This window comes from Clostridiales bacterium (genome assembly GCA_015243575.1).
GTDB classification, from domain to species: Bacteria; Bacillota; Clostridia; order Peptostreptococcales; family Anaerovoracaceae; genus Anoxybacterium; species Anoxybacterium hadale.
The window spans coordinates 4,219,080-4,239,164 of the sequence record CP042469.1 but is presented as its reverse complement, the minus strand read 5'-3'; the positions used below and the strand labels follow the sequence as shown (position 1 = coordinate 4,239,164).

Genomic DNA, 20,085 nt, shown 5'->3' with positions numbered 1-20,085 from the left:
TGCCGTGTTTTTTCATTCAATGGCAGTATCTTCACCAAGTTCTTCGAGGAATCTAATCGGAGGAAAGGATTGGTCTGCTCGCTTGGCGCTTTTTTTCACTGACTCAGTCCATCCATACTCATCCTTTTCCTTTTGCGGCAAATGCATGACCGCTATTTTCTTGGGGCTTATCCATTCCTGGATTAAATTTCGTGATGAAGGCAGGCTAACATAGGGAAATGGTGCAATCATTAGATCAATTCCTTCTTCATCAAGCTTCAGACCTTGGTAATTCTCAACTTCATAGGCTCCATCTCCCACATGAAGAATCTTGACATTTCCTTTGATGAGAAAAGCAAGGTTTCTGACGTTCTCGTATTCTTTTCCGAGGTGAACCATAGAGATGGCATCGATTTCAATACCCGACAGATGAAGCGTATGCCGTTCTCCCGGCGCCAGATCAAGAGAAATCAGTTGACCCTCACCCTCAAACGGCAAAGCAGAGACTCCTCGCTTCTCTTCCAGTGAGGATCGGGAAACAGCGGCAGCACACTGGTCTTGCCGCGCGCTCCCCAGCTGCTTCCGAACTGCTGCAACTGTTTTTTCTGTTGACAAAATAGCCGCCTTTCCACCATTTCTTACGTACGCGGCAACCAGCTCTGCATCAAAGTGGTCGCCATGGTGGTGGGTAAACAGCATCAGGTCAATCCCATCATAGGGAGGTATGCCCAATAAGATATCCTCTGCCATTTTATCGGGGGTTGTCCGGTATAAGTCAAACCCTTCCCTGCATAATCCATCTATAAGAATCTTCCTGCCGTTTAGATTTAATAAGACCCCTGCGTTTGAAACATAGATCAATTGATTGTTCTCAGAGGTATCTTGTTGCTCAGAGATTTTCGCATCAAATGGAATCATTGGAAAATGCCTCTCCAGCATGATAGGAGCTTCTTACAAGAGGAGAAGATGCCACATGCCGAAAACCCATTCCTTCCGCCAGCAGCTTATATTTTTCAAACTGCTCTGGAGTTACGTATTCTACCACCGGATGATGCAGCGCAGATGGTGCCAAATACTGGCCTATGGTAACGATATCGCAATCTGATTTACGCAGATCCTTCAATAATTCCTCCACCTCATCTGGAGTCTCTCCCAGACCTACCATCAATCCTGATTTAGAATAAATAGAAGGATCAAGCTCCTTCACTCTCTGAATCAATTCCAAAGACCGATCATAATCGGCGATGGGTCTCACGGATGGATAGAGGCGTTTTACGGTTTCAATATTATGATTGATGACCTGGGGCTTGGCAGCAGCAACCACTGCAAGTGCTTCCTTATCTCCCTCAAAATCGGGAATTAATACTTCAATTGCAGTTGCCGGCGAGGTTTTCTTCACCTCTTCAATCACCCTTGCAAAATGGCCCGCTCCTCCATCAGGAAGATCGTCTCTTGTTACAGAGGTCACGACTACGTGCTTTAGATCCAGCTCGGCAGCGGCCTTGGCAACTCTGGCAGGCTCGTCCTCGTCTACCAACATTGGATGCCCCTTGGAGACATTGCAAAATGTACATTGTCTCGTGCACTCCCTTCCTAGGATCATAAAGGTTGCCGTTCTCTTCCCAAAACATTCCATCGCATTGGGGCAATTAGCCTCCTGGCAGACCGTGTGCAGGTTTAATGCCTTCAGCATCTCACTTACCTCATTGATCTTTGGAGAATAGGACACTCTTATCTTAAGCCAATCCGGTTTCTGTTCATTCATCTTTGCTCCTCCTCACGGCTTTCCAGCTCTTGCGTCAACCTCTCCACTTGATCCAGGAAAACACTTCTCTCCACATTATTTGATTGATATCCGTATTGTTGAATAAAATATTCAGCTGTTTTCTCTGTGATTGCTTCCATATCCTGCGCATGTCCAAGAATTTTTTGCAGGGAAGTCACACCCTTATCCAAAATTCCGCAGGGATTGATCCATTGGAAATGTTCCAGGTTTGTGTTGATATTGAAAGCAAAACCATGCATGGTAACCCAGCGTTTCACTGCACAGCCGAGCGCGGTGATTTTTTCATTTCCTACCCATACGCCAGGGTACTTTGGATCTCTTCCCGCATCGATTCTGTATTCATGTTTCAGCAACTCAATAAAGGTATTTTCCAGCTTTTTGAAAAAAACCTTCACATCTTTATCCTGCTGTCTCAGGTTGAGTATGGGGTATCCCACCAGTTGGCCGGGGCCGTGATAGGTCACATCTCCGCCTCTGCTGATGTGGTGGACGGAAACACCTTTGGATTTCAAGAAATCCTCATTGGCCAGAATATTGATGTCCTTACCTGCTGTCCCTACTGTAATTACGGGAGGATGCTCCAGCAGCAGCAGCGTGTCTTCGATCAGATCCAACTGCCTCAGCTTCAGAAGCCGGTTCTGCAAATCCAGTGCATCCGGGTAATCGATTTGTCCAAGTCTTACAAGATTAAGCAGCATTCAGATTCCTCCATTCTGCATAACAACGGTATTTAGCGGCATGCTCCGAGACGGTGCTTCTGCCTCATGTATGTGATTTATGTTATAACAATCGTGCAGAAAGGTCAAGTCATGTCAGGTTTTTCATGTCAAGTCATGTTTTTCACAGATTGAGATAGAAAAAGCTGCCCTCTCCAGCCACATAGCCAGTTGAGAGCAGCTTCTTACATCCGTGTTGTCTGAGTGGAAGGGGATTCCTTCATTTTCTCGTCCGTATTTCATAGTATGCGTACATGATAACGCCGATGATGAACGCAATAAACAAACCGCCGATAAACCAATCAACCATATTGATCACCATTCCCTTTCACCCTCTTATGCTATATTTTATGTCAGGGGCCTGCTGATCGTTCCTGCCAATTGATCCAACGTTCGAGATATTTATTGACCCTACTCGAATGTATGTTATTGTCTTCCAATACAGGTATCATCTATGTGATATGCCAAACCAAAAGAAACAACTGTAACAGCTAACAGGATGATATAGGCCCGGTCAAAGGAACCCGTTAGATTCAACGTGATTCCAATAATTGCAAATGAGGTGACCCGAATAAATCCCACCACTGTATTTACGACCCTGGAGGCAGAGGCATAATCATACCTTCCAAAGACCTGTGCAAGCATAGATGGTTGTATGTTTCCAATACCGCCGATTCCGATCCCTGCCAGCACGCAGCCCAAAAACCATAGCCCATCCGTAGCCGAAGCCTTTTTTTCTTTCCATTTCGACCTCCTATTATTAAAAAAATGCTCCCGCATCTACCAGCTGCTCCGGGCCTAAACGCTGAATGCAGTCCCAGTGTTCCGCCAGCTTGCCATCCTCAAGACGGTAAACATCAAAGACAATATTTTCTATCTCTCCCTCTCTGAGTACCGCATGATTATGGCAGATTACGTTGTTGCCGTCCTCGTAGCAGTGCTTTACAATCAGTTTTAACTCCGGAAAGGCAGCAAAGAAGCGATTTTGAGCAAAGTCCGCAAATCCCGCCCTTCCCTGGGCTACAGTGGGATTATGCTGGATATAGCCCTCCTTCATATACAGTTCTAACTCGGACAGATTTTTTCGATTGAAGCATTCTTCTATAAATTTTAAAACAATTTCCTTGTTGCTCATTATTATCTCCTAATATCTTTGAACCCCTCTCAGCCATTCTAATGCAATTGCAATCCACGCGGGGTTCTCTAACGGCTCTCCATGGATACCCTTCTCCAAAAGATGCAGCTTGCATGGCACTCCCAGCGCTTTCAGTCTTCGCTCCAGGCGTAATGAGCTTTCAACATCAATGACCCCGTCATCCCGTGAATGCCAGATAAAAGTAGGTGGGAGATTCTCATCAAGACGATGAATGATATTAAGGGCTTCGAGCTGCTCCTCATCCGGATCAGCAGTGCCGAAAATTTTTTTCTTTGCCAGGCGATGAAGATCGATTTTCAAATCTCCCTCCCCCGTACTCCAGTCCTGATTCAGGTATCGGTAATCTGTAAGGGGGTAGGATAGAAGGATTGCAGCAGGCCTTAGCAAGGCTGGTTCACTCATGGCTACGGTTGATTGTTTCTCCGCAGCAGCGACCCCAGGCACGCCGCAGCAGACTTCGCCGCAGTATTGAAGCGCCAGATGTCCCCCGGCTGAAGAACCCGCCAGCAGAATGCGTTTCTGATCCGCCCCCCATTGTTTTCCTTTCTGATGAAGGATGCGGAACGCCTCCTTTAATTCCAAAACAGGTTTAAAAGGCTGCCCTGTTCGGTATCGGGCCTGTTCCATGATGGAATAATAGAGGATAAAGGGAACAAAACCTTCTTCGGCAAATCGGCGCGCCACGGGCTCCGCTTCCTGTTCCGCAATACAGAGATATCCTCCTCCCGGGCAGATGATTACTGCCGGCCGGAGCTGATCCTCTTTATCCGGGGAAACTCCCTCTGCAGGATACCCCTCAATAGGGTACCCCTCCGCGGGATACCCCTTGAGATAAACCTCACCGGATCCATTTCCGAGAGGGATTTTTAAAACATGATCCATCAATGCACTTACCACCTATCAATATCTGCTCCGTCTGCTGTTCCGCAAAGACCTTCGGTGCACTCATTCCGTTTTTATAACAGCCTGTCAGCTGCCTGCTTTCTCCGTTTTCAGTTTCTTAGTCCCTAGAGTAAGTAGAATGGAAATGATTAAGCCTAGCGCAAGAGCGACAGAACAGCAGAAGAAAATGAATTGCCCGTCAGGATTGTTAAACCCTTTTCCCACTGCAATCAAGATGGTGGGAGAAACCGCCGTACCGAGATTGACGGCTGTCATATACAGTCCGTTCGCGAATACAGCTGCTGCTGGAGGCGCTGCCTTCGTAACCTTGGAGGTTCCGTAAGGCATCAAGAGCCCAAATCCTAACCCGATAAACACCGCTGAAATAACGATCATCGAGAAACTTCCCGCTATGGAAAGGAGATAATATCCGACTACATTCACTACCAGAATAAAAGGCAGTGCCGCCTTCCCGAGTCTCCTGACGAATTGGGCATAGAAGATCCCTGCGATCATCGATACCGCCGTCATTACCATGGTTGCCAGACCAGTAGATGCCGCATTGCCAAGTCCCTTGCTGTCTACCACAAAAGCAAGATAACCAAAGAAGGCATAATAGATAATTGCATAAATAAAAATTGCACCGCAGACAAACATCATTTTGCGGTTTACCATGCCGCCCTGTTCCTTCTGTTTTTCAATTTTGAGAGGTTCCGGCATTTTGGATGCAACAAGAATCAGCGTGATCACCGCAAAGGCATAGATCAGGAAGGATAGTCTCCAATTGATCGTTGCCAGTACACCCGCAAGGATACTTGTAATAATATTGCCCAGTGCAACAGCCGTGCTCTGGTATCCGATCATCTTTTCTCTCTCCTCACCCTGGAAGAAATCCGCAATCAAGCCTGCTGCAAAGGGAAGGAACAGTCCTGTCCCAACGCCGAGAAGGGCTCTGAAGAAGAGAACCATATTGAAGGTCGGCGCAAACATAGGCCCAAGACCTCCAATGATATAGAAGATAAAACCGATATATAGAATCGTTTTCTTCTTCATGAAATTCGCCAGGATGCCGGAGATGAATCCGAAGGGAATCGCCATAACAGAAGCTAGAATAACCATGTTCATCAGTGTTCCCTGGTTTACTTCAGGAAAGGCTTTGCCGATTTCGGCAAGGGCGGGGGAAATGGTGAGCCTCAGCATCAGTAGAAATGAAATCGATAGGATTGCAAGTTTTAGCGTTTTGTTGCTTTTCATTTTTTCCTCCTCATATTGTCTTACTATTAAACAGGTATAAGCTTATTATTTTGGGCTGTCAGTTTGGGCTGCAGCAAAGGCGACAACATACTCATCCTCATGGGACAATGACACTTCTATGGAAACGATCCCCCTCTCTTCCGCGTATTTTTTCAAATTGCCCCGAAGTGCAACGGTCGGATAACCGATCTCGGATGTGCGTATATCGATCTCCTTTAGACGAACACTGTTGCCATTGATTTTTAGGCACTTGAAAACTGCCTCCTTGCATGCGAATCTGGATGTGAGAAATCTAGCCGGATCCCGGCTCCGTCTCGCCTCCGCAAGCTCGCCCTCCGTAAAGGTCCTGCATACAAACGGATCTTCAAATGCCAGGGATTGATCCAACCGCCTCATGGTTATGATATCGACGCCAATACCGGCGATCATTATTCAAAACCCTGCCACACGGGGATTCCGGTATAGGAAAGAGGCTTTTCCACACCGGTGAGCACCCGGATTGCTCCGCTTGCCAATGCTTCCATCTCAAATTCCCCCGGCATTGCCGTTACCTTGGCAATGAAGGAAACAGCCGCTGTGATCTCCTCCACCAAATGCTCATTATAAGAAATTCCTCCCGTGAGGATGATACCGTCCACATCACCTTTCAGAACCGTTGCCATGCTGCCGACGGCTTTGACAATCTGATAAATCATACCGTCAAAGATCAGCTCTGCATAGGAATCCCCCGCTTCAATCATTTTCACGATGGAAAGGACATCCGCTGTATTCAGATGATCTACCAGACCGCCGGTCTTTGTGGTTTTGTCAAGCATTTCCTTCTCGGTGTATTCACCAGAGAAGCACATTTTTACGATGGAATGAACGGGTATGGATCCGCATCTTGTGGGTGCCATAGGCCCGTCTCCGTTTGCTACGTCATTGGAGTCCACCATTTTCCCTCTTCTGTGGGCGGTTACAGACACCCCGCCGCCGATATGGGCGATGATCAGATTGAGATTTTCATAATTCTTCCCGATGGATTGGGCATATCTCAGTCCGATCTCCTTCTGGTTCAGCGCATGGACCCGGCTTTCTCTCGTGACATTCTTCAAGCCGGTAACTCTGGCCAGCAGCTGAAACTCATCTACATCCGGCGGATTCACTACAAAGGCTGGTTTTCCGTACAGTGTCGCAAAAGAATGAGCCAACTGACTTCCCAGCATGGCAGGATGCTTGATGGTAAAGCCCGCTCTGGCGTGCTCCAACAGCTTCTCGTTTATCTCATATGTACCGCCTTCCAGGGCAACCAGTCCGCCGCCTCTGCCGGAGAAGGCGTCCACCTCCCGCAGGTCGATTTCATGTTCCCGAAGAACCTTCAGGATGGTCTCTCTCCGATAATCAAACTGATCGTTGATCTCAGGGAAGGTTTTCAACACCCCGGCTTCATGGGCGATATTAGCGGAAAATAGTTCCTCCGCGTCTTGGAACAAGGCCACCTTGGTGGATGTGGATCCGGGGTTGATCGTCAGAATCTTTAATTCGTCTCCCATGGTTTTCATTCAAAACACCTTTCTTCCTTTTCTTATCTTCCTGATCTTGTCTTTCGTTTCTTAATCTATCGTTTCTTATCTTTCGTTTCTTAATCTGTTTCTTAATCTGTTTCTTATCTTTCGTTTCTTTTATCTTCCTGCTTTCAGAACAAGCATCACGAGATTTCCGACAATTTCATCCACCGGGGCACTTCTGGAAAAATCCGTAACGGGCTTTGCAAATCCCTGCAGCAGCGGGCCATGAGCCAAGGCCTTTCCAAAGGTCTGGATCAGCTTGACCCCGATATTCCCCGCATTGAGATCGGGAAATACAATAATGTTGGCTTTTCCCGCAACCCTGCTTTCTCGCCTTACCTTTCTTGCCGCCACATTCGGATTGATTGCAGCATCAAGCTGAAATTCCCCGTCGATGTCGAGATCGGGTCGCTTTGCATTCGCAATTTTTACGGCTTCGACCACTTTTTCGGTTATTTCATGCTGCCCGCTTCCGTCAGTCGAGAAGCAGATCAGCGCCACCTTCGGATCCCATCCCAGCAAATTTTGAATCGTGTCAGCAGATGCGCATGCAATATCCGCAAGCTCACCGGCATTGGGATTCTGGCACACAGCACAGTCTGTGATTCCCAGAAGGTTTCCATTTGGCCCTTCAAAGCCGGGGGCTTCCACAATACCCAGGCTGGAAATGGTTTCTATTCCCTCCTGCATACCGATCATCATCTGGCTGGCAAGGATCACCTCCCCAGTTGTATAAGTATTTCCTGCCGCAAGGCAATCTGCCTCGCCAACCTTCACACAGGCCGCAGCAAAATACAGTGGGTCCTTAGACTTTCTAATCAATGTCTTTTCCGTCAGGTCTCCGCTCAGGGCCAGATATTTTTTCACAATTTTGGCTGCGGTCTCTTCGTCTGCATTGTCAATGAAGCGGAAGGCTGCCGATGGGATGCCGCTCTCTTCGGCAAAGTTACAGATAACTTCCTTTTTCCCCACTAAAATAGGGAAGGCTACTCCCAGCTCTGCCACGTTTGCGGCAGCCTGCAAAACCTTGGCATTGTCCGATTCCGGAAAGATGATCGACTTGGGATTCTGCTTGGCTTTTGCGATCAGCCCCTCCATAAAAACACTGTCCATATTGTAATTCCTTTCTTGCTGGATGGTCTTTTTCCTTTTTCATTGTATTCTTCTTTGTTGGTTTGCTTTTTTTCTGTTTTTCTGTTTTGCCGCTTTACTTCGCTTGGTTTTATGCTCCCAATTCTTTAATGAATCCTGTTCATTAGGTCTTTTTTCTGCTTATCTACATTTTAACAATCTGCCGTTCATTCTCAAAATATCCACATAGCATGACACTAATTCATTTTGGATATGAATTGGGAATAACATCTCCTTTATTAAATTCCACCGGATGTATATAATGAAATCAACGTTGGAATGAAAGTGCCAGCCTCCTCGCCTTACGGAGAGGCTGATGCCTTATCCATTTTTGTTTTTCTGTTTTTGTCATGTATACTTTTTTACAAATGCTTACTTATGGTGCTTTCGATCCTTTCTTTCAATGCTTTTTCTGAATTCCAAGATGAAAACCCAACAAGGAAGGTAATAAAATATGGAAACCCTTAACATGATCATCGATCATATTCCCGTTACTGCCGTGGCCGGTCAGACCATTCTGGAAGCGGCTCTAGCAGCGGATATCTATATTCCCCATCTATGCTCCCATCCCGATCTGCATCCTCAGGGTGGCTGCAAGCTTTGTGTTGTGGAGGTGGACGGGAAGGCTGGCCTGCCGGTTACCGCCTGTAACACCGAGGCCCGTGACGGCATGACAGTCATCACAAAATCTCCTATCATCGATAAAATGAGAAGTTTGTCTATGGAGTTGATGCTTGCGGGGCACCCTCATGACTGTACAAGCTGCCGCAGCTATCTGAACTGTGAGCTACAATCCCTGATGCAGTATCTGTCCGCCACCGGCGTTCGCATGAGAGAGGTTCATCGAACTGCCATAGGGATCAACACGAAAAACCCTCTGATCGATCGGGAAATGGAGCGATGTATTCAATGCGGCCGCTGCGTCAGAGTCTGCCAGGATCTTAGGGGCGTCAGCGTTCTGAAATACAAGAAGAAGGATGCAGAAGCCTATATCGGCACAGAAGAGGATCTGCCTCTTACAGATTCAGGCTGCCGCTTCTGCGGAGCCTGTGTTGAAGTATGTCCCACCGGTGCTCTTCAGGATCGAGATGGCATATTTCGAAAGGACCTTCCCAGAGAACAGGCGCTAATCCCGTGCCAGGCAGAATGCCCCGCCCATACGGATATTCCCCGCTATGTGCGTCTTGTCAAAGAAGGTCGGTACGGAGAAGCCGTGGCTGTCATTCGTGAAAAGCTTCCCTTTCCTCACGCGCTGGGCTATGTCTGCACCCGATATTGTGAAAAAGGCTGCAAACGAACGGACCTGAATGAAGCGATCGCCATCCGTGACCTGAAGCGGTTTGCAGTTGAAAACGACAAAACCGAGCTCTGGAAAGAACGAAGCAAGCAGAAGCCTTCCACGGGCAAAAAAGTTGCTGTCATCGGCGCCGGTTCCTGTGGACTCACCGCCGCCTATTATCTTGCAAAATCCGGGCATGAGGTTACCGTGTTTGAGCGAAACCCGAAAGCAGGCGGAATGTTGGCCGCAGGAATCCCAGCCTACCGGCTGCCCAGAGCCGATCTGCAAAAGGAGATTACCACCATCGCAGAAACGGGGGTAAAAATCGAGCTGAACCATACCATTGAGAACGTCGGCAAATTGAAGCAGGATTACGATGCGGTGCTTGTTGCGGTTGGAGCTCAGTCAGGAAAAAGCATTCCTCTTTCCGGGTATGAACTTGGCTGCTCCCTGACGGCTGTGGAGCTTCTCAGAGCGGCAGCCTTCGACGGCAAGGTCTCCTTGATTGAGCCCGGAAAAATCATCACTGTTTTGGGCGGAGGCAACGTGGCCTTCGATGCTGCGCGGGTTTCTCGGCGGTTGGGGGCTTCGGTGAACGTCATCTGCCTGGAAGCAAAGGATAAAATGCTGGCTGATAGGGAGGAAATCCATCAGGCTGAGGAAGAAGGCGTCCGGATTTATGCGGGGAAAGCCAATCTTTCCATTGAAGGAAGCCCAGGTAAGGTTGCGGGGGTGAAGGTCATCGACGTGGAATCCTTCCGGTTCGAGGAAGGAAAGCTAGTGGTCGATACGATTCCGGGTACGGAAGCTGTGATCCCCTCTGACATCATCATCTTTGCCACAGGGCAAAAAACCGATCTGACACCGAAATTTGGCCTTGAGCTGAACAAATTTGGTTATCCTGTGCTTCCTTCCGGAGACCACTCCACCTCACTGGAAGGGGTTTTCGCCGCAGGAGATGCGATTACGGGAACAAAGGCTGTCATTGATGCCATCGTGGGAGGCAGGAGTGCAGCAAGTGAAATCGATCGTTATTTAGGCGGCAGCGGCGATATCAGTGAAGTTCTTCTGGAAAAAGAGACCCCAAGCCCCCATATCGGAACGGTTGAGGAATTTGCCCGAAAATCCCGGGCGGAAGCATCGATTCTCAGATCGGAGGAGCGCCAGGACAGCTTTCGTCTCGTAGACCTTGGAATCAGCTGCAGTCAGGCTGGCTGCGAAGCAGAGCGGTGTCTTCAGTGCGATTTACGGAATCAGCTGCAAAAGGTAAGGCTGTGGAATTCATATCAGTATAAATAAAAAGGGGAATTTCAATGATGAGTATTTGTGGAAAAACCGGTGCTCTTTTACCGGAAATAAATGAAATTTTTAATCTGGCAGACAAGACTTGTCCTGTAGACTGGGCATTGAACGTTGCTGCTTCTGCCCGTCTGGAATCGTGCGGCAAAGGCACACTGTGCCGTGACGGTATGAATCAGATTTGGCAAATCATTCGAGATATAACAATTGACAAAGGGAAAAACGGAGATCTTGAATTACTGAAGGAATTGAGTGATATGATTCTTCTGGCAGCTGATTGTGAGCTGTCGGGAAAGACAGCCCTTTTGATCCAGACCTCCTTAAGCACTCATAGTGATGAGTGGAACGCTCATCTTACCAGAAAGCGATGTTCTGCCCTCGTTTGCGGGGCATATTATACGGTCCATGTGGATCCCTCAAAATGTTCAGGCTGCAATCAATGCGCTTCCGTATGTTCTGTAAAATCAATTGCAGGAGAGCAGGGGCTTATCCATGTTGTGGATAACGAACGTTGCACACGCTGTGGTGCCTGCTTTGATATTTGTCCGGAGCATGCTTTTCTGAAGGCAGGCGCTATGAAGCCCAGATGTCCGGAAAGTCCGATTGCGGTCGGTTCCTTCTCTGAAGGTGCAAGACGCCGACGCAGACCAGGTGGTGAAGAATAATACACCCCCGGCTTAGGCTCTGGGGTTCCTTATTCGCACACCATAATGACACATTAAAAAGAAGCGGTTTATTTTAAGCCGCTTCTTTTTAATGATTGACCGTTGAACAAATGTAGTATCATGCGGGTCTTTATGGTTTCTATCTTACTTTAACCCGGGGAATTTCAATTCCTTGAATTTCTTTATTTTTTCTTTTATGAGCATCTGATTTTCCGGTATATAAAAGAGTCCATGGGTAGCTCCGATCTCTTTTAGGTGGAATTCTCTGCCTTCATCGGTGGTCCGGTCTCTGCTGAGACCGTCTTCTGCTATGACAAATTTCCATTTGCCGTCTTCCGTCTTCTCCAGATCTCCGCCGGCTCCGCAAACCTGACATTCGATGGGCCAATGCACTCCGTCCCATTGTTTGTGTCCCAGTACAAGGGCGCTGGAGTGACAGTTGGGACACCAGCCCTCATCCTCATCCCCCAGCCATTTGCGCTGCTCCACAGGGGTATGAATCGCTGTCATGATGTTGGCTCCCATCTGGTAGGCACGCTCCATCAATTCATCATTAAGAAGACATTGCGCTGCACTGGGAACACGCTTTGCAAGAATCATATCCACTACAAGGAAGGAATTTGTAAAGGTTGTGGCCTGCATCGCAGGCATTGCGATGGACTGCCAGGAATCCATCGAACCGCCTACCGCGATCAGCCCCGCAACTCTATCCTTCTTTTCAATGGCTCCGATGGCCTGTAGGAACGCAGTTTCATACGCCAGGTTGCGCTGTGCGAATCTCAAATAATTGGCCGAAGGAAACAAATCATATGTAGGTGCGGAAAAGATGACTCCGTCCTGTTTCAGCATTTCTTCCGTGATCTTATCCTTATCATCCTGAGCCTTCAACACGCAGGGAACCCGTTTACCCCTGGCCATTCCTTCGGAGCAGGCGGTACATCCCGTGCAATCAAGGATCTTAAAGTCTCTCAAATTAACCAGTGTAACCTCTGCTCCGGCTTCTTGACAAGCTAGAAGTGATTGTTTTAATAAAATCTCAGAGTTTCCGTCATGCCTACCGGCAGTAATTCCCATGATTTTTACAGCCATTTTTATAACTCCTATCTTTTATAGATACAACGATTATACAGCGCAGAAACCCGTTGGAGCAACTTCAGAATACACTGGCGGCTCATAGGCCATTGCAGCAGAAGCTTCTGCGCTATTGAAGTAATGTATCGGTTTATTCTTCCTCAAAGGCAAACTTGTACGCCCGTTCCCCGGCAATTCGTCCACTGTTCAGACAGAATCCCATGGTGTTTCCTGATAAAATGAAGGGGTAGCTGTCGCCGAAGATATTACATGCGTCAGTACCTGCAGCATAAAGTCCCGGAATTACCTTATGGTTTCCCGCCATGACTTCCATTTTGTAATTTACAAGAATCCCGCCGAGAGAGCCGTAAGCGCCCACATTCTGACGACAGCAGTAAAGCTTGCCGTTTCCAATGGGCTGCAGATATGCTCTGTCCTTTTCAAAGATTTCATCATACCCCGCTTCGCACATCTTATTATATTCCCTGATGGTATCTGCAAGGCCGACAGGATCGATCCCTGCCTTTTCCGCCAGCTCTTCCACCGACTCTGCCTCGCAAATCGGCTCATATCCGGCTTCCAGATCCCGCTTCCACTGCATGTCAAAATGATCGTACAGATCATGGGGATGGACATGGGAGTACAGGTCTCCACCGTCCTTTTTATAATGGTTCAGCAGCTTCTCATCAAAGATGGAGTAGGCTACCATATCAGGCTGTGCAGTGATAGCATTTCCTGTAAAGGTAGTATTCGCAATCTGATCTTCCGGCATGAACCGTTCACCGAGCTTGTTAACCCAAAGGCATGGCTGACGGAATGCGCCATCCAGGATAAAGTGATTCATATTGTCGGGCAGCTGATACATGAGTTCCATGGTGCTCTGTGTCTTTCCCGCGCCTGCTTCCCAGGCCATTCTCAGCCCGTCGCCGTCCATTCCTGGAATTGCGAAGTTGTAGATAGTCTTTCCGAACTCGTATCCTGTGTTTTCCTGAATCATCTGCGGATTGCATCCGAAGCCCCCTGTCGCAACGATAACCGCACCGCCGGTACACTCGATCTCTTCTCCGTCCTTATCCACCGCCAGGACTCCGATGGCCTCGCCTCCTTCTGTGAGAATTTTTCTAACCGGGGTTTCCATCATGAACTGAACGCCAAGATCGTTGGCTCTGTCCGTCAGCGCCTTTGTCATTGCTGATGCGCATCGTGGTCCTACAGTTCCGTCCTCCGCAAGAACGACGTGCCAGGTAAACTCGCCGTCTGAATATGGTCTCGTATTCTCTGGTGCGCTGAACGCCCGCTGAACGCCTGCAAATCTGACACCCATATCCTGAAGCCAGTTGATGGTGTCGCCGGACTTAAAGTAATACTCCCTGACGATCCGAGCATCCACTCTGTAGTGGGTGAAATACATGTGCTTTCGGAAGGCTTCTCCCGGAGTGAGGGCAACCATGTGCTCCTTCTGGATTCTCGATCCGATCCCCAGCGGGCCCATTCCCATATTTGCTGCACCGCCGGTAGTGTTTGCCTTTTCAAAGGCGATGACCGATGCGCCCTTTTCCGCTGCTGCAACGGCTGCGGCCAACCCCGATAATCCGGCTGCGACGATGATAATGTCTGCATCCATTTTTTTCATAGCTTAACTCCTTATTGATTAATAATTCTTAAAGCTCATGTACACGTTTCAAGCGATTGTTTTATCGCATGCAGTTCAAACGACTGGTTTTATCGGTACATGTACCCGTTCTTTGTTTTATACTTAGGAGGAATGACCGGAATCTGAAGGTAGGAATCATATTTCCCTCCTCCATGAATGATATGGCTTCCCTTGTTGTCCGTTTCCCAGCTCAGCGGCTCAAACCAGCCTTCTCTGATGTACCTTCCTGCGATCTGTACCCTCAGTTTCTGTCCCTTATGGTAGATCTTGCTCATGGGTACAATGGCGATATCAACCGGAACAATCTCTCCCTTTTTCAGCTTTTCTTCCTTGAGATGGGACTGAACCGGTTCAAAGGAGGTGGAGAGCTTTTCATCCAGCGCTCTGTGGGATACTCTCATCTTGCCCCATGCCCCCGGATGAGGCTCCCCAAGGATATACGCTGGCAGCCAGTTTCCATCTTCATCGGCCTTCTGGATGTTGACGAAGAGATCCATCTCATCATGCTCTTTTGATTCCACCCAAAGTCTCAGATACATGTATCCTGTGATTTCCGTATCCTCTTCAAAGGTGTAATCCAGTTCCAGCTGTTCCGTCGCGCTGTCGTAGGAAACGCTGGCTTCCGTTTCCAAAGGCTGAGTGGCGAGGCACTGGTTCGCCGCATCGATATAAAATCTTTGATATTCGGTCCTGGCAAGTGGAAATTCCTTTTCCGGGCGGTTTGTCTGATAATCGCAGTCATAAGCGTCCATCACTTCGATCCGGTATCTTGGTGTCATCTCCCAGCCGTTATGAATCTCCTTCAGGTACCGGTCAAAGAATCGTTTCAAATCCTCAATGTTGGCGGGAGAATAAAGATCCGGCCACTCCTGCTCTCTGTGTACTCTGAGCCATTTTCTGGTGGATCTGATTTTCCGGAACGAATTGAAGGCTCCGTGTAGATGGAAATGATGCCAGGAAGCTGCCGCGTACACCGGAATTTTAATACTTTTGAAATCTGGAATCTTATCTTCCCAGTACTGGTTCATCAGCGGATATTTTTTGGCGTTGGCTACAAGATCATCCACCAGACTTGGACCGGTGAGAGATGCTACGATGAACTCGTTGAAGCTGAGCGCCGGAACGCCTCCTTCAAAGATGGATTCTCTGTAGATGTCCGTGGTTGCTTCCCATGGAGCAATACAAGCAAGATGAGGAGGCTGCTGGGCCGCAACCCTGATCTGGGTCATGGCAACGCAGGAATTGCCGCTCATGCCTACTTTTCCATTGCACCAGTGCTGCTTCGCTGCCCACTCGATAAAGTCATATCCATCCTGCGCATCCTGGGTGCCGAAAAGGTTGATATCCCCTTCGGAATGACCTACACCTCTTGGGTCTACATTGGCCACCGCATAACCATGATGGCACCAGTATCCTGGGTCCGGTGATTCAAATTTTGCCATAGTGGAAATGGTCCCCGGAGGTACTCCCATAACCTGCCACTCGGACATTCCGTCTCCCGGACGTTTCCCATAGTAGCTCCAGGACACCAGGCAGGGGACATTGGTTTCCCCCTCTTTTCTGTAAATATCTGTATAGATTACAGTGCCGTCTCTCATAGTTACCGGAACGTCCTGCTCGCAGATGATGCCGTCTTCCGTCTTATACGTGCGTTGGTTAAACTTGGCACAGAAGCCATGCGCTGTCGCCGCAATTCCCTCCAGCTTGGACAGATCCAGGTTTTCATCAGGATCCACGGGAACTCTCGACTGACGGTAGCAGGTTTCGAGCTCTTCTCCCTTGATTACTTCTTTCTTTGTGAAGATTTTAATATCATTTCCTTCAGACATTCTTCCACCTCCCATAATTAAGCACGAAGCTCAACCTTCCACAAGCTGCTCAACGTATTCTGCCGCTTCTCCAAAGGTCTTTCTTCTCTTGAAATCCATATAAGGGATTTCAACCTCAAATTCATCCTCAAGAACCGTTGTGACCTGAACGTAGTTCCCTGATTTGAAGCCAAGGGCCTCGAAGCTGGAGTCCGCATTCAGTTCATCAGCATTTTTTTTCATTACATCCGCAGTTCTCTTGATGATCGTCTGCAATATTTCTTCTCTCAATTCCATGGTTCTCTACTCCTGTTTTGCTATGCCCGGCTGAGCGTCTAAGGGTGCGGTTGAAATAAATCTGAACCGCTATTGCGGCGCATCTTCCGGTGCCGTAGTTCTAATTTACTTATCTATATTTTAACAATCCTTTGCCGAATCTCATAATACTGACAAGGCATGACATTCATTCATTTTGGATATGAATCCAGTTCTCTGTCACACCTAAATCCTTACAATACCAAGTTTTAAGTGTTATAGCGTATTAGGTAACGTTAATTCGAAACTCCATTGTCCACGAGCGATTCTCAATGTTTCAGGAAACAAAAAAACGCCGCAGGATGCAGCGCTCTTTAGGCTTAAAAATTATTTTCTATTTATGAGGAAGTCTCGTCACGAGGTACTGCTCTGCAGCTCATCCACGAAGGCCAACATGGAAGGCTTGATGTTTTCCTTTCTCCAGGCAACTAGCATATCCAATGAATCCTCTTCAATGGTATAAAGCTTAAAGTGTCCCGGGTTGGGAAGACGGATCGTTGAGTCAAGAATGGTTACTCCCACCCCAGACTCAACGCAGAGCAAAATGGATTCGATATTCGGCATCTGTTTTACGATTCTGGGGCTGAATCCATATCCATTGCATAATCTGACAACAGCATCAAAGCCATGTGGAGATTCTTCTCTGGAAATCATGACAAAATCCCTTCCCCTCAGGTCCGTCACCGTCACATTACTTTTTTCTGCCAGCGGATCATCCTTTGAAATGATGATACTGCTGTGGGTTTTAAAGATAGACTTGTATTTCAATCCGAGGGTATTGTCAATCTCAAAACTCAATGTGAAAATCAGATCAAGGCTGCCGTTCAGAAGCTTTTCCCTGAGGATTTTAAAGGAGTGTCTTTCAAAATTCAAGTTGATATTCTTGTGCTCACATTTGAACTTATTAACGAATTGTCTGAGAAAAATACCAGTATCAAGTGCATCCAGGCAACCAATATTGATGGTGCTGTACTGACACAGGTTGGAATCCTTTGCAGTTTTGATAGCCTGATCAATATGTTCGTTGATTCCGGAAAGTTCTTTCAAAAGAACTTCTCCAGCAGGCGTCAGATGAACCGAGCGCTTTGTCCGGTAAAACAGATCCGTCCCCAGTTGTTTTTCCAAAATGGAGATCTGCTTGCTGACAGACGGCTGTGACGTGTACAGCATCTTTGCAGCTTCTGTAAAGCTCAGATACTGAGCAACCGCCAGGAAATAATCAATTTGCAGCATTGTTACTTGTCTGGTTCCCAAGGTAACACCTCATTTCTTGAATCCCCGCATCAGCGGACAAGGCGATTGATCCACCGATGCGGAAGCGAATTCGAGTTACTATGCCGATTCCAGTTTGTTGGTTTTAATATATCATAATCCCCGGGTACAATCCAGTCTTTACTCCCGGTTACCACAGTCAGATCAAGGGATTAGAATTTACAGACGCTTGAGGAAAACCGTAATATCATAGGGAAAGCGCCGCCACATATGCCTGTCTCATGGCATCAAAAACCTTAGAGGCTTTTACGCAATCCCCTATTTTGTAGGTTTCGATTCCATCCAGCATCTTTTCAAATTCATCCGCCTGTTCCGTAAGACCCTGCATCCCCAGCGCAAACACCACGGTATCGCAGGGCAGCTGCTCCGTATGATCGTTCCCGTCCGCCACAGTGACTCCATGCTCCGTAATTTCCGTACATTTCAGACCAGTCCGATATTTCAGCCTCCGATCCATCTCATGAACCAGAGCGATGCGGTGCATCACATAGGAATCCGGCGCCACTTGGTCCTGCATTTCAATGACGGTGACATTACGCCCGTTTTTGCTCAGATGAAGTCCGGTTTCACAGCCCACCAGTCCTCCTCCGATGACAATAACGTTCCCGCCGATCTTCTCCATATCCCCATATACATCCAGGGCCTTGACCGCATGCTCGATTCCTCGGATGGGAGGAATCACTGGCAGAGAACCGATTGCGATCATTGCGGCATCTGGTTTGTAAGCTGCAACGTCTTCCGATGTAAATTCGTGATTCAAGACAACCTTGATTCCCCGTTTTTCGATTCGTCTGACCAAAAGATCCTTGAAGACGCCCAAATCTCCTTTATAAGCATCCGTATCAGCAAACTGCAGCAATCCTCCGAGCTGTTTCGTCTTTTCCAGAAGGGTTACGTTGTGTCCCCTGTCATGCGCCACGACGGCAGCCTCCATTCCAGCAATCCCTCCTCCGATAATCAGTACGTTCCGCGGTCTTTCCGGCTTTCGGTTTAAAAGCTCCGTGTCATAGAAGAAGGCGTTGGGATTGACCGTACAGCCGAAGATGGAATCAAGCTGATCCAGATTATCTTCCAGGGGGCCGGGAAAACATTTATAGCATCGAAGACATTTGGCAATGTCATCTCCCTCATCTGCCATCACTTTATTGGCAAAATCAGGATCAGCGGTAAGCGGTCTTCCGAATGCCACCAGATCGCACTTGCCTTCCGAAAGGAGTTGTTCCGCCAATTCCGGTGAGGTAATGCCTCCTACCACCGCTACTGGGATGTTTACAACTTTTTTGATCTCCGCCGCCAGGTCTGCATTGAGACCGTGGGGATGATAAAGAGACGAAAATTGTCCGCTGAGAATTGGGTCGCGGTACAGCCCCACAGACACATGGATGATATCGGTATAGGGTTCGATCATTTTACAGAATACAGCGGTTTCTTCAATGCCCATTCCGGCCTCGGTCCTCTCATCGCCGCTGACGCGGATTTCAAGAAGAAAGTCTTCCCCCATTGCCTCCCGCACCGCTTTGATCAGACGTACAGGAAATTTGGCGCGATTTTCAAGAGCTCCTCCATATTCATCGGTACGTTTATTGGTTCTTGAAGATAGGAACTGATGGAGAAGCCAGCCATGTCCCGCATGAATCAGAACACCGTCAAAACCAATGTTTTTCATGAATCTTGACGCAGTTATAAAATGGTCGATCACCTCTTCCATTAATGCCTCATCCATCTCTACGATGGTGGTTCCATCCTCCCTCAGGAAGCCTGTAGGGCCTATGGGATTTTTAAGCCCCGGCAGTTTTAGCATGGACTCTCCGCAATGAGAGAGCTCAATCATCGCTTTGCCTCCATGATTTTTTATATCATCTGCCACGCGTTTCAAATCTGCTGCTGCCGGGTCATTTAGATTGGTATAATCGATGGGCGGAAAGGGCTCTCTGCTGGCAAATTCGAAATCTACGGCCGTTTCGCCAATGGTCACCTGAGCATATCCTCCCGCAGCTCTGCCGGCAAATTCGTGGAAAAACATTTTCCGAAGGGGTGGTATTTTTACAAATGGCCCGCAGTAGATCGGCGATGCAATCATACGGTTTTTATAGGTGTGTGCTCCGACCTTCAGGGGTGATAACAGTCGTTCGTACTTTTCGCTCATGGTTACAGTCCTTTCCGTATCATGTTACAACATGTGTTAATGACTTTCCTACTATATTCCATTGTATCAGCAGGCCCATTGTTTAAAAAATACCGATATCATATTTCTCTTATTCTGTTTTGTTA

At 47.9% G+C, this 20,085-nt stretch carries 18 protein-coding genes; 2 read left to right on the top strand and 16 right to left on the bottom strand.

Annotated elements, in window-relative coordinates:
• Positions 1-12 precede the first annotated feature (12 nt).
• The 10 genes from FRZ06_18580 to FRZ06_18535 all read right to left on the bottom strand — a co-directional run bounded on the left by FRZ06_18580 (position 13) and on the right by FRZ06_18535 (position 8,433).
• Positions 13-918, bottom strand: a complete 906-nt coding sequence (locus FRZ06_18580; protein ID QOX65213.1) for a hypothetical protein — start codon at positions 916-918, stop codon at positions 13-15.
• Complete coding sequence (gene lipA, locus FRZ06_18575; protein ID QOX65212.1) at positions 884-1,744, bottom strand: lipoyl synthase; 861 nt, start codon at positions 1,742-1,744, stop codon at positions 884-886. The genes FRZ06_18580 and lipA overlap by 35 nt, the downstream gene beginning before the upstream one ends.
• On the bottom strand, positions 1,741-2,463 hold the full coding sequence (gene lipB, locus FRZ06_18570) for a lipoyl(octanoyl) transferase LipB (GenBank protein QOX65211.1): 723 nt from the start codon (positions 2,461-2,463) through the stop codon (positions 1,741-1,743). The genes lipA and lipB overlap by 4 nt, the downstream gene beginning before the upstream one ends.
• Positions 2,464-2,907: 444 nt before the next feature.
• The gene (locus FRZ06_18565) at positions 2,908-3,261 is read right to left on the bottom strand and encodes a hypothetical protein (GenBank protein QOX65210.1); all 354 of its coding nucleotides are present in this window, start codon (positions 3,259-3,261) and stop codon (positions 2,908-2,910) included.
• Complete coding sequence (locus tag FRZ06_18560; GenBank protein QOX65209.1) at positions 3,242-3,616, bottom strand: hypothetical protein; 375 nt, start codon at positions 3,614-3,616, stop codon at positions 3,242-3,244. The genes FRZ06_18565 and FRZ06_18560 overlap by 20 nt, the downstream gene beginning before the upstream one ends.
• A gap of 9 nt (positions 3,617-3,625) precedes the next feature.
• Positions 3,626-4,519 carry an alpha/beta hydrolase gene (locus tag FRZ06_18555; protein QOX65208.1) on the bottom strand — a complete coding sequence of 298 codons (894 nt, stop codon included), beginning with the start codon at positions 4,517-4,519 and terminating at the stop codon, positions 3,626-3,628.
• Between the two features lie 87 nt (positions 4,520-4,606).
• Positions 4,607-5,773: an MFS transporter gene (locus FRZ06_18550; protein ID QOX65207.1), complete on the bottom strand. Its 1,167-nt coding sequence runs from the start codon at positions 5,771-5,773 to the stop codon at positions 4,607-4,609.
• Between the two features lie 45 nt (positions 5,774-5,818).
• A complete protein-coding gene (gene acpS, locus FRZ06_18545) occupies positions 5,819-6,202 on the bottom strand; it encodes a holo-[acyl-carrier-protein] synthase (GenBank protein QOX65206.1) in 384 nt (127 codons plus the stop codon).
• Positions 6,202-7,305, bottom strand: a complete 1,104-nt coding sequence (gene buk, locus FRZ06_18540; protein QOX66009.1) for a butyrate kinase — start codon at positions 7,303-7,305, stop codon at positions 6,202-6,204. Before buk ends, acpS begins: the two co-directional genes overlap by 1 nt.
• 129 nt (positions 7,306-7,434) lie before the next feature.
• The gene (locus tag FRZ06_18535) at positions 7,435-8,433 is read right to left on the bottom strand and encodes a phosphate acetyltransferase (protein QOX65205.1); all 999 of its coding nucleotides are present in this window, start codon (positions 8,431-8,433) and stop codon (positions 7,435-7,437) included.
• A gap of 472 nt (positions 8,434-8,905) precedes the next feature.
• On the opposite strand from FRZ06_18535, the gene FRZ06_18530 reads away from it, so the two are divergent.
• Positions 8,906-11,029 (top strand): FAD-dependent oxidoreductase, encoded by a 2,124-nt coding sequence (locus FRZ06_18530; GenBank protein QOX65204.1) that lies wholly within the window; start codon positions 8,906-8,908, stop codon positions 11,027-11,029.
• Between the two features lie 14 nt (positions 11,030-11,043).
• On the top strand, positions 11,044-11,694 hold the full coding sequence (locus FRZ06_18525) for a 4Fe-4S dicluster domain-containing protein (GenBank protein ID QOX65203.1): 651 nt from the start codon (positions 11,044-11,046) through the stop codon (positions 11,692-11,694).
• 144 nt (positions 11,695-11,838) lie between these two features.
• On the opposite strand, the gene FRZ06_18520 is transcribed toward FRZ06_18525, so the two are convergent.
• From FRZ06_18520 to FRZ06_18495, 6 genes are all read right to left on the bottom strand, one after another.
• Positions 11,839-12,783, bottom strand: a complete 945-nt coding sequence (locus tag FRZ06_18520) for a flavodoxin family protein (protein QOX65202.1) — start codon at positions 12,781-12,783, stop codon at positions 11,839-11,841.
• A 133-nt stretch (positions 12,784-12,916) separates the two neighbouring features.
• Positions 12,917-14,398, bottom strand: coding sequence for an FAD-dependent oxidoreductase (locus FRZ06_18515; protein QOX65201.1), 1,482 nt, complete (start codon positions 14,396-14,398; stop codon positions 12,917-12,919).
• An 89-nt stretch (positions 14,399-14,487) separates the two neighbouring features.
• A complete protein-coding gene (locus tag FRZ06_18510; protein QOX65200.1) occupies positions 14,488-16,248 on the bottom strand; it encodes a CocE/NonD family hydrolase in 1,761 nt (586 codons plus the stop codon).
• Between the two features lie 30 nt (positions 16,249-16,278).
• Positions 16,279-16,518: an acyl carrier protein gene (locus FRZ06_18505; GenBank protein QOX66008.1), complete on the bottom strand. Its 240-nt coding sequence runs from the start codon at positions 16,516-16,518 to the stop codon at positions 16,279-16,281.
• 378 nt (positions 16,519-16,896) lie between these two features.
• Complete coding sequence (locus tag FRZ06_18500; protein ID QOX65199.1) at positions 16,897-17,796, bottom strand: LysR family transcriptional regulator; 900 nt, start codon at positions 17,794-17,796, stop codon at positions 16,897-16,899.
• 205 nt (positions 17,797-18,001) lie between these two features.
• Positions 18,002-19,960 (bottom strand): FAD-dependent oxidoreductase, encoded by a 1,959-nt coding sequence (locus tag FRZ06_18495; protein QOX65198.1) that lies wholly within the window; start codon positions 19,958-19,960, stop codon positions 18,002-18,004.
• Positions 19,961-20,085 lie beyond the last annotated feature (125 nt).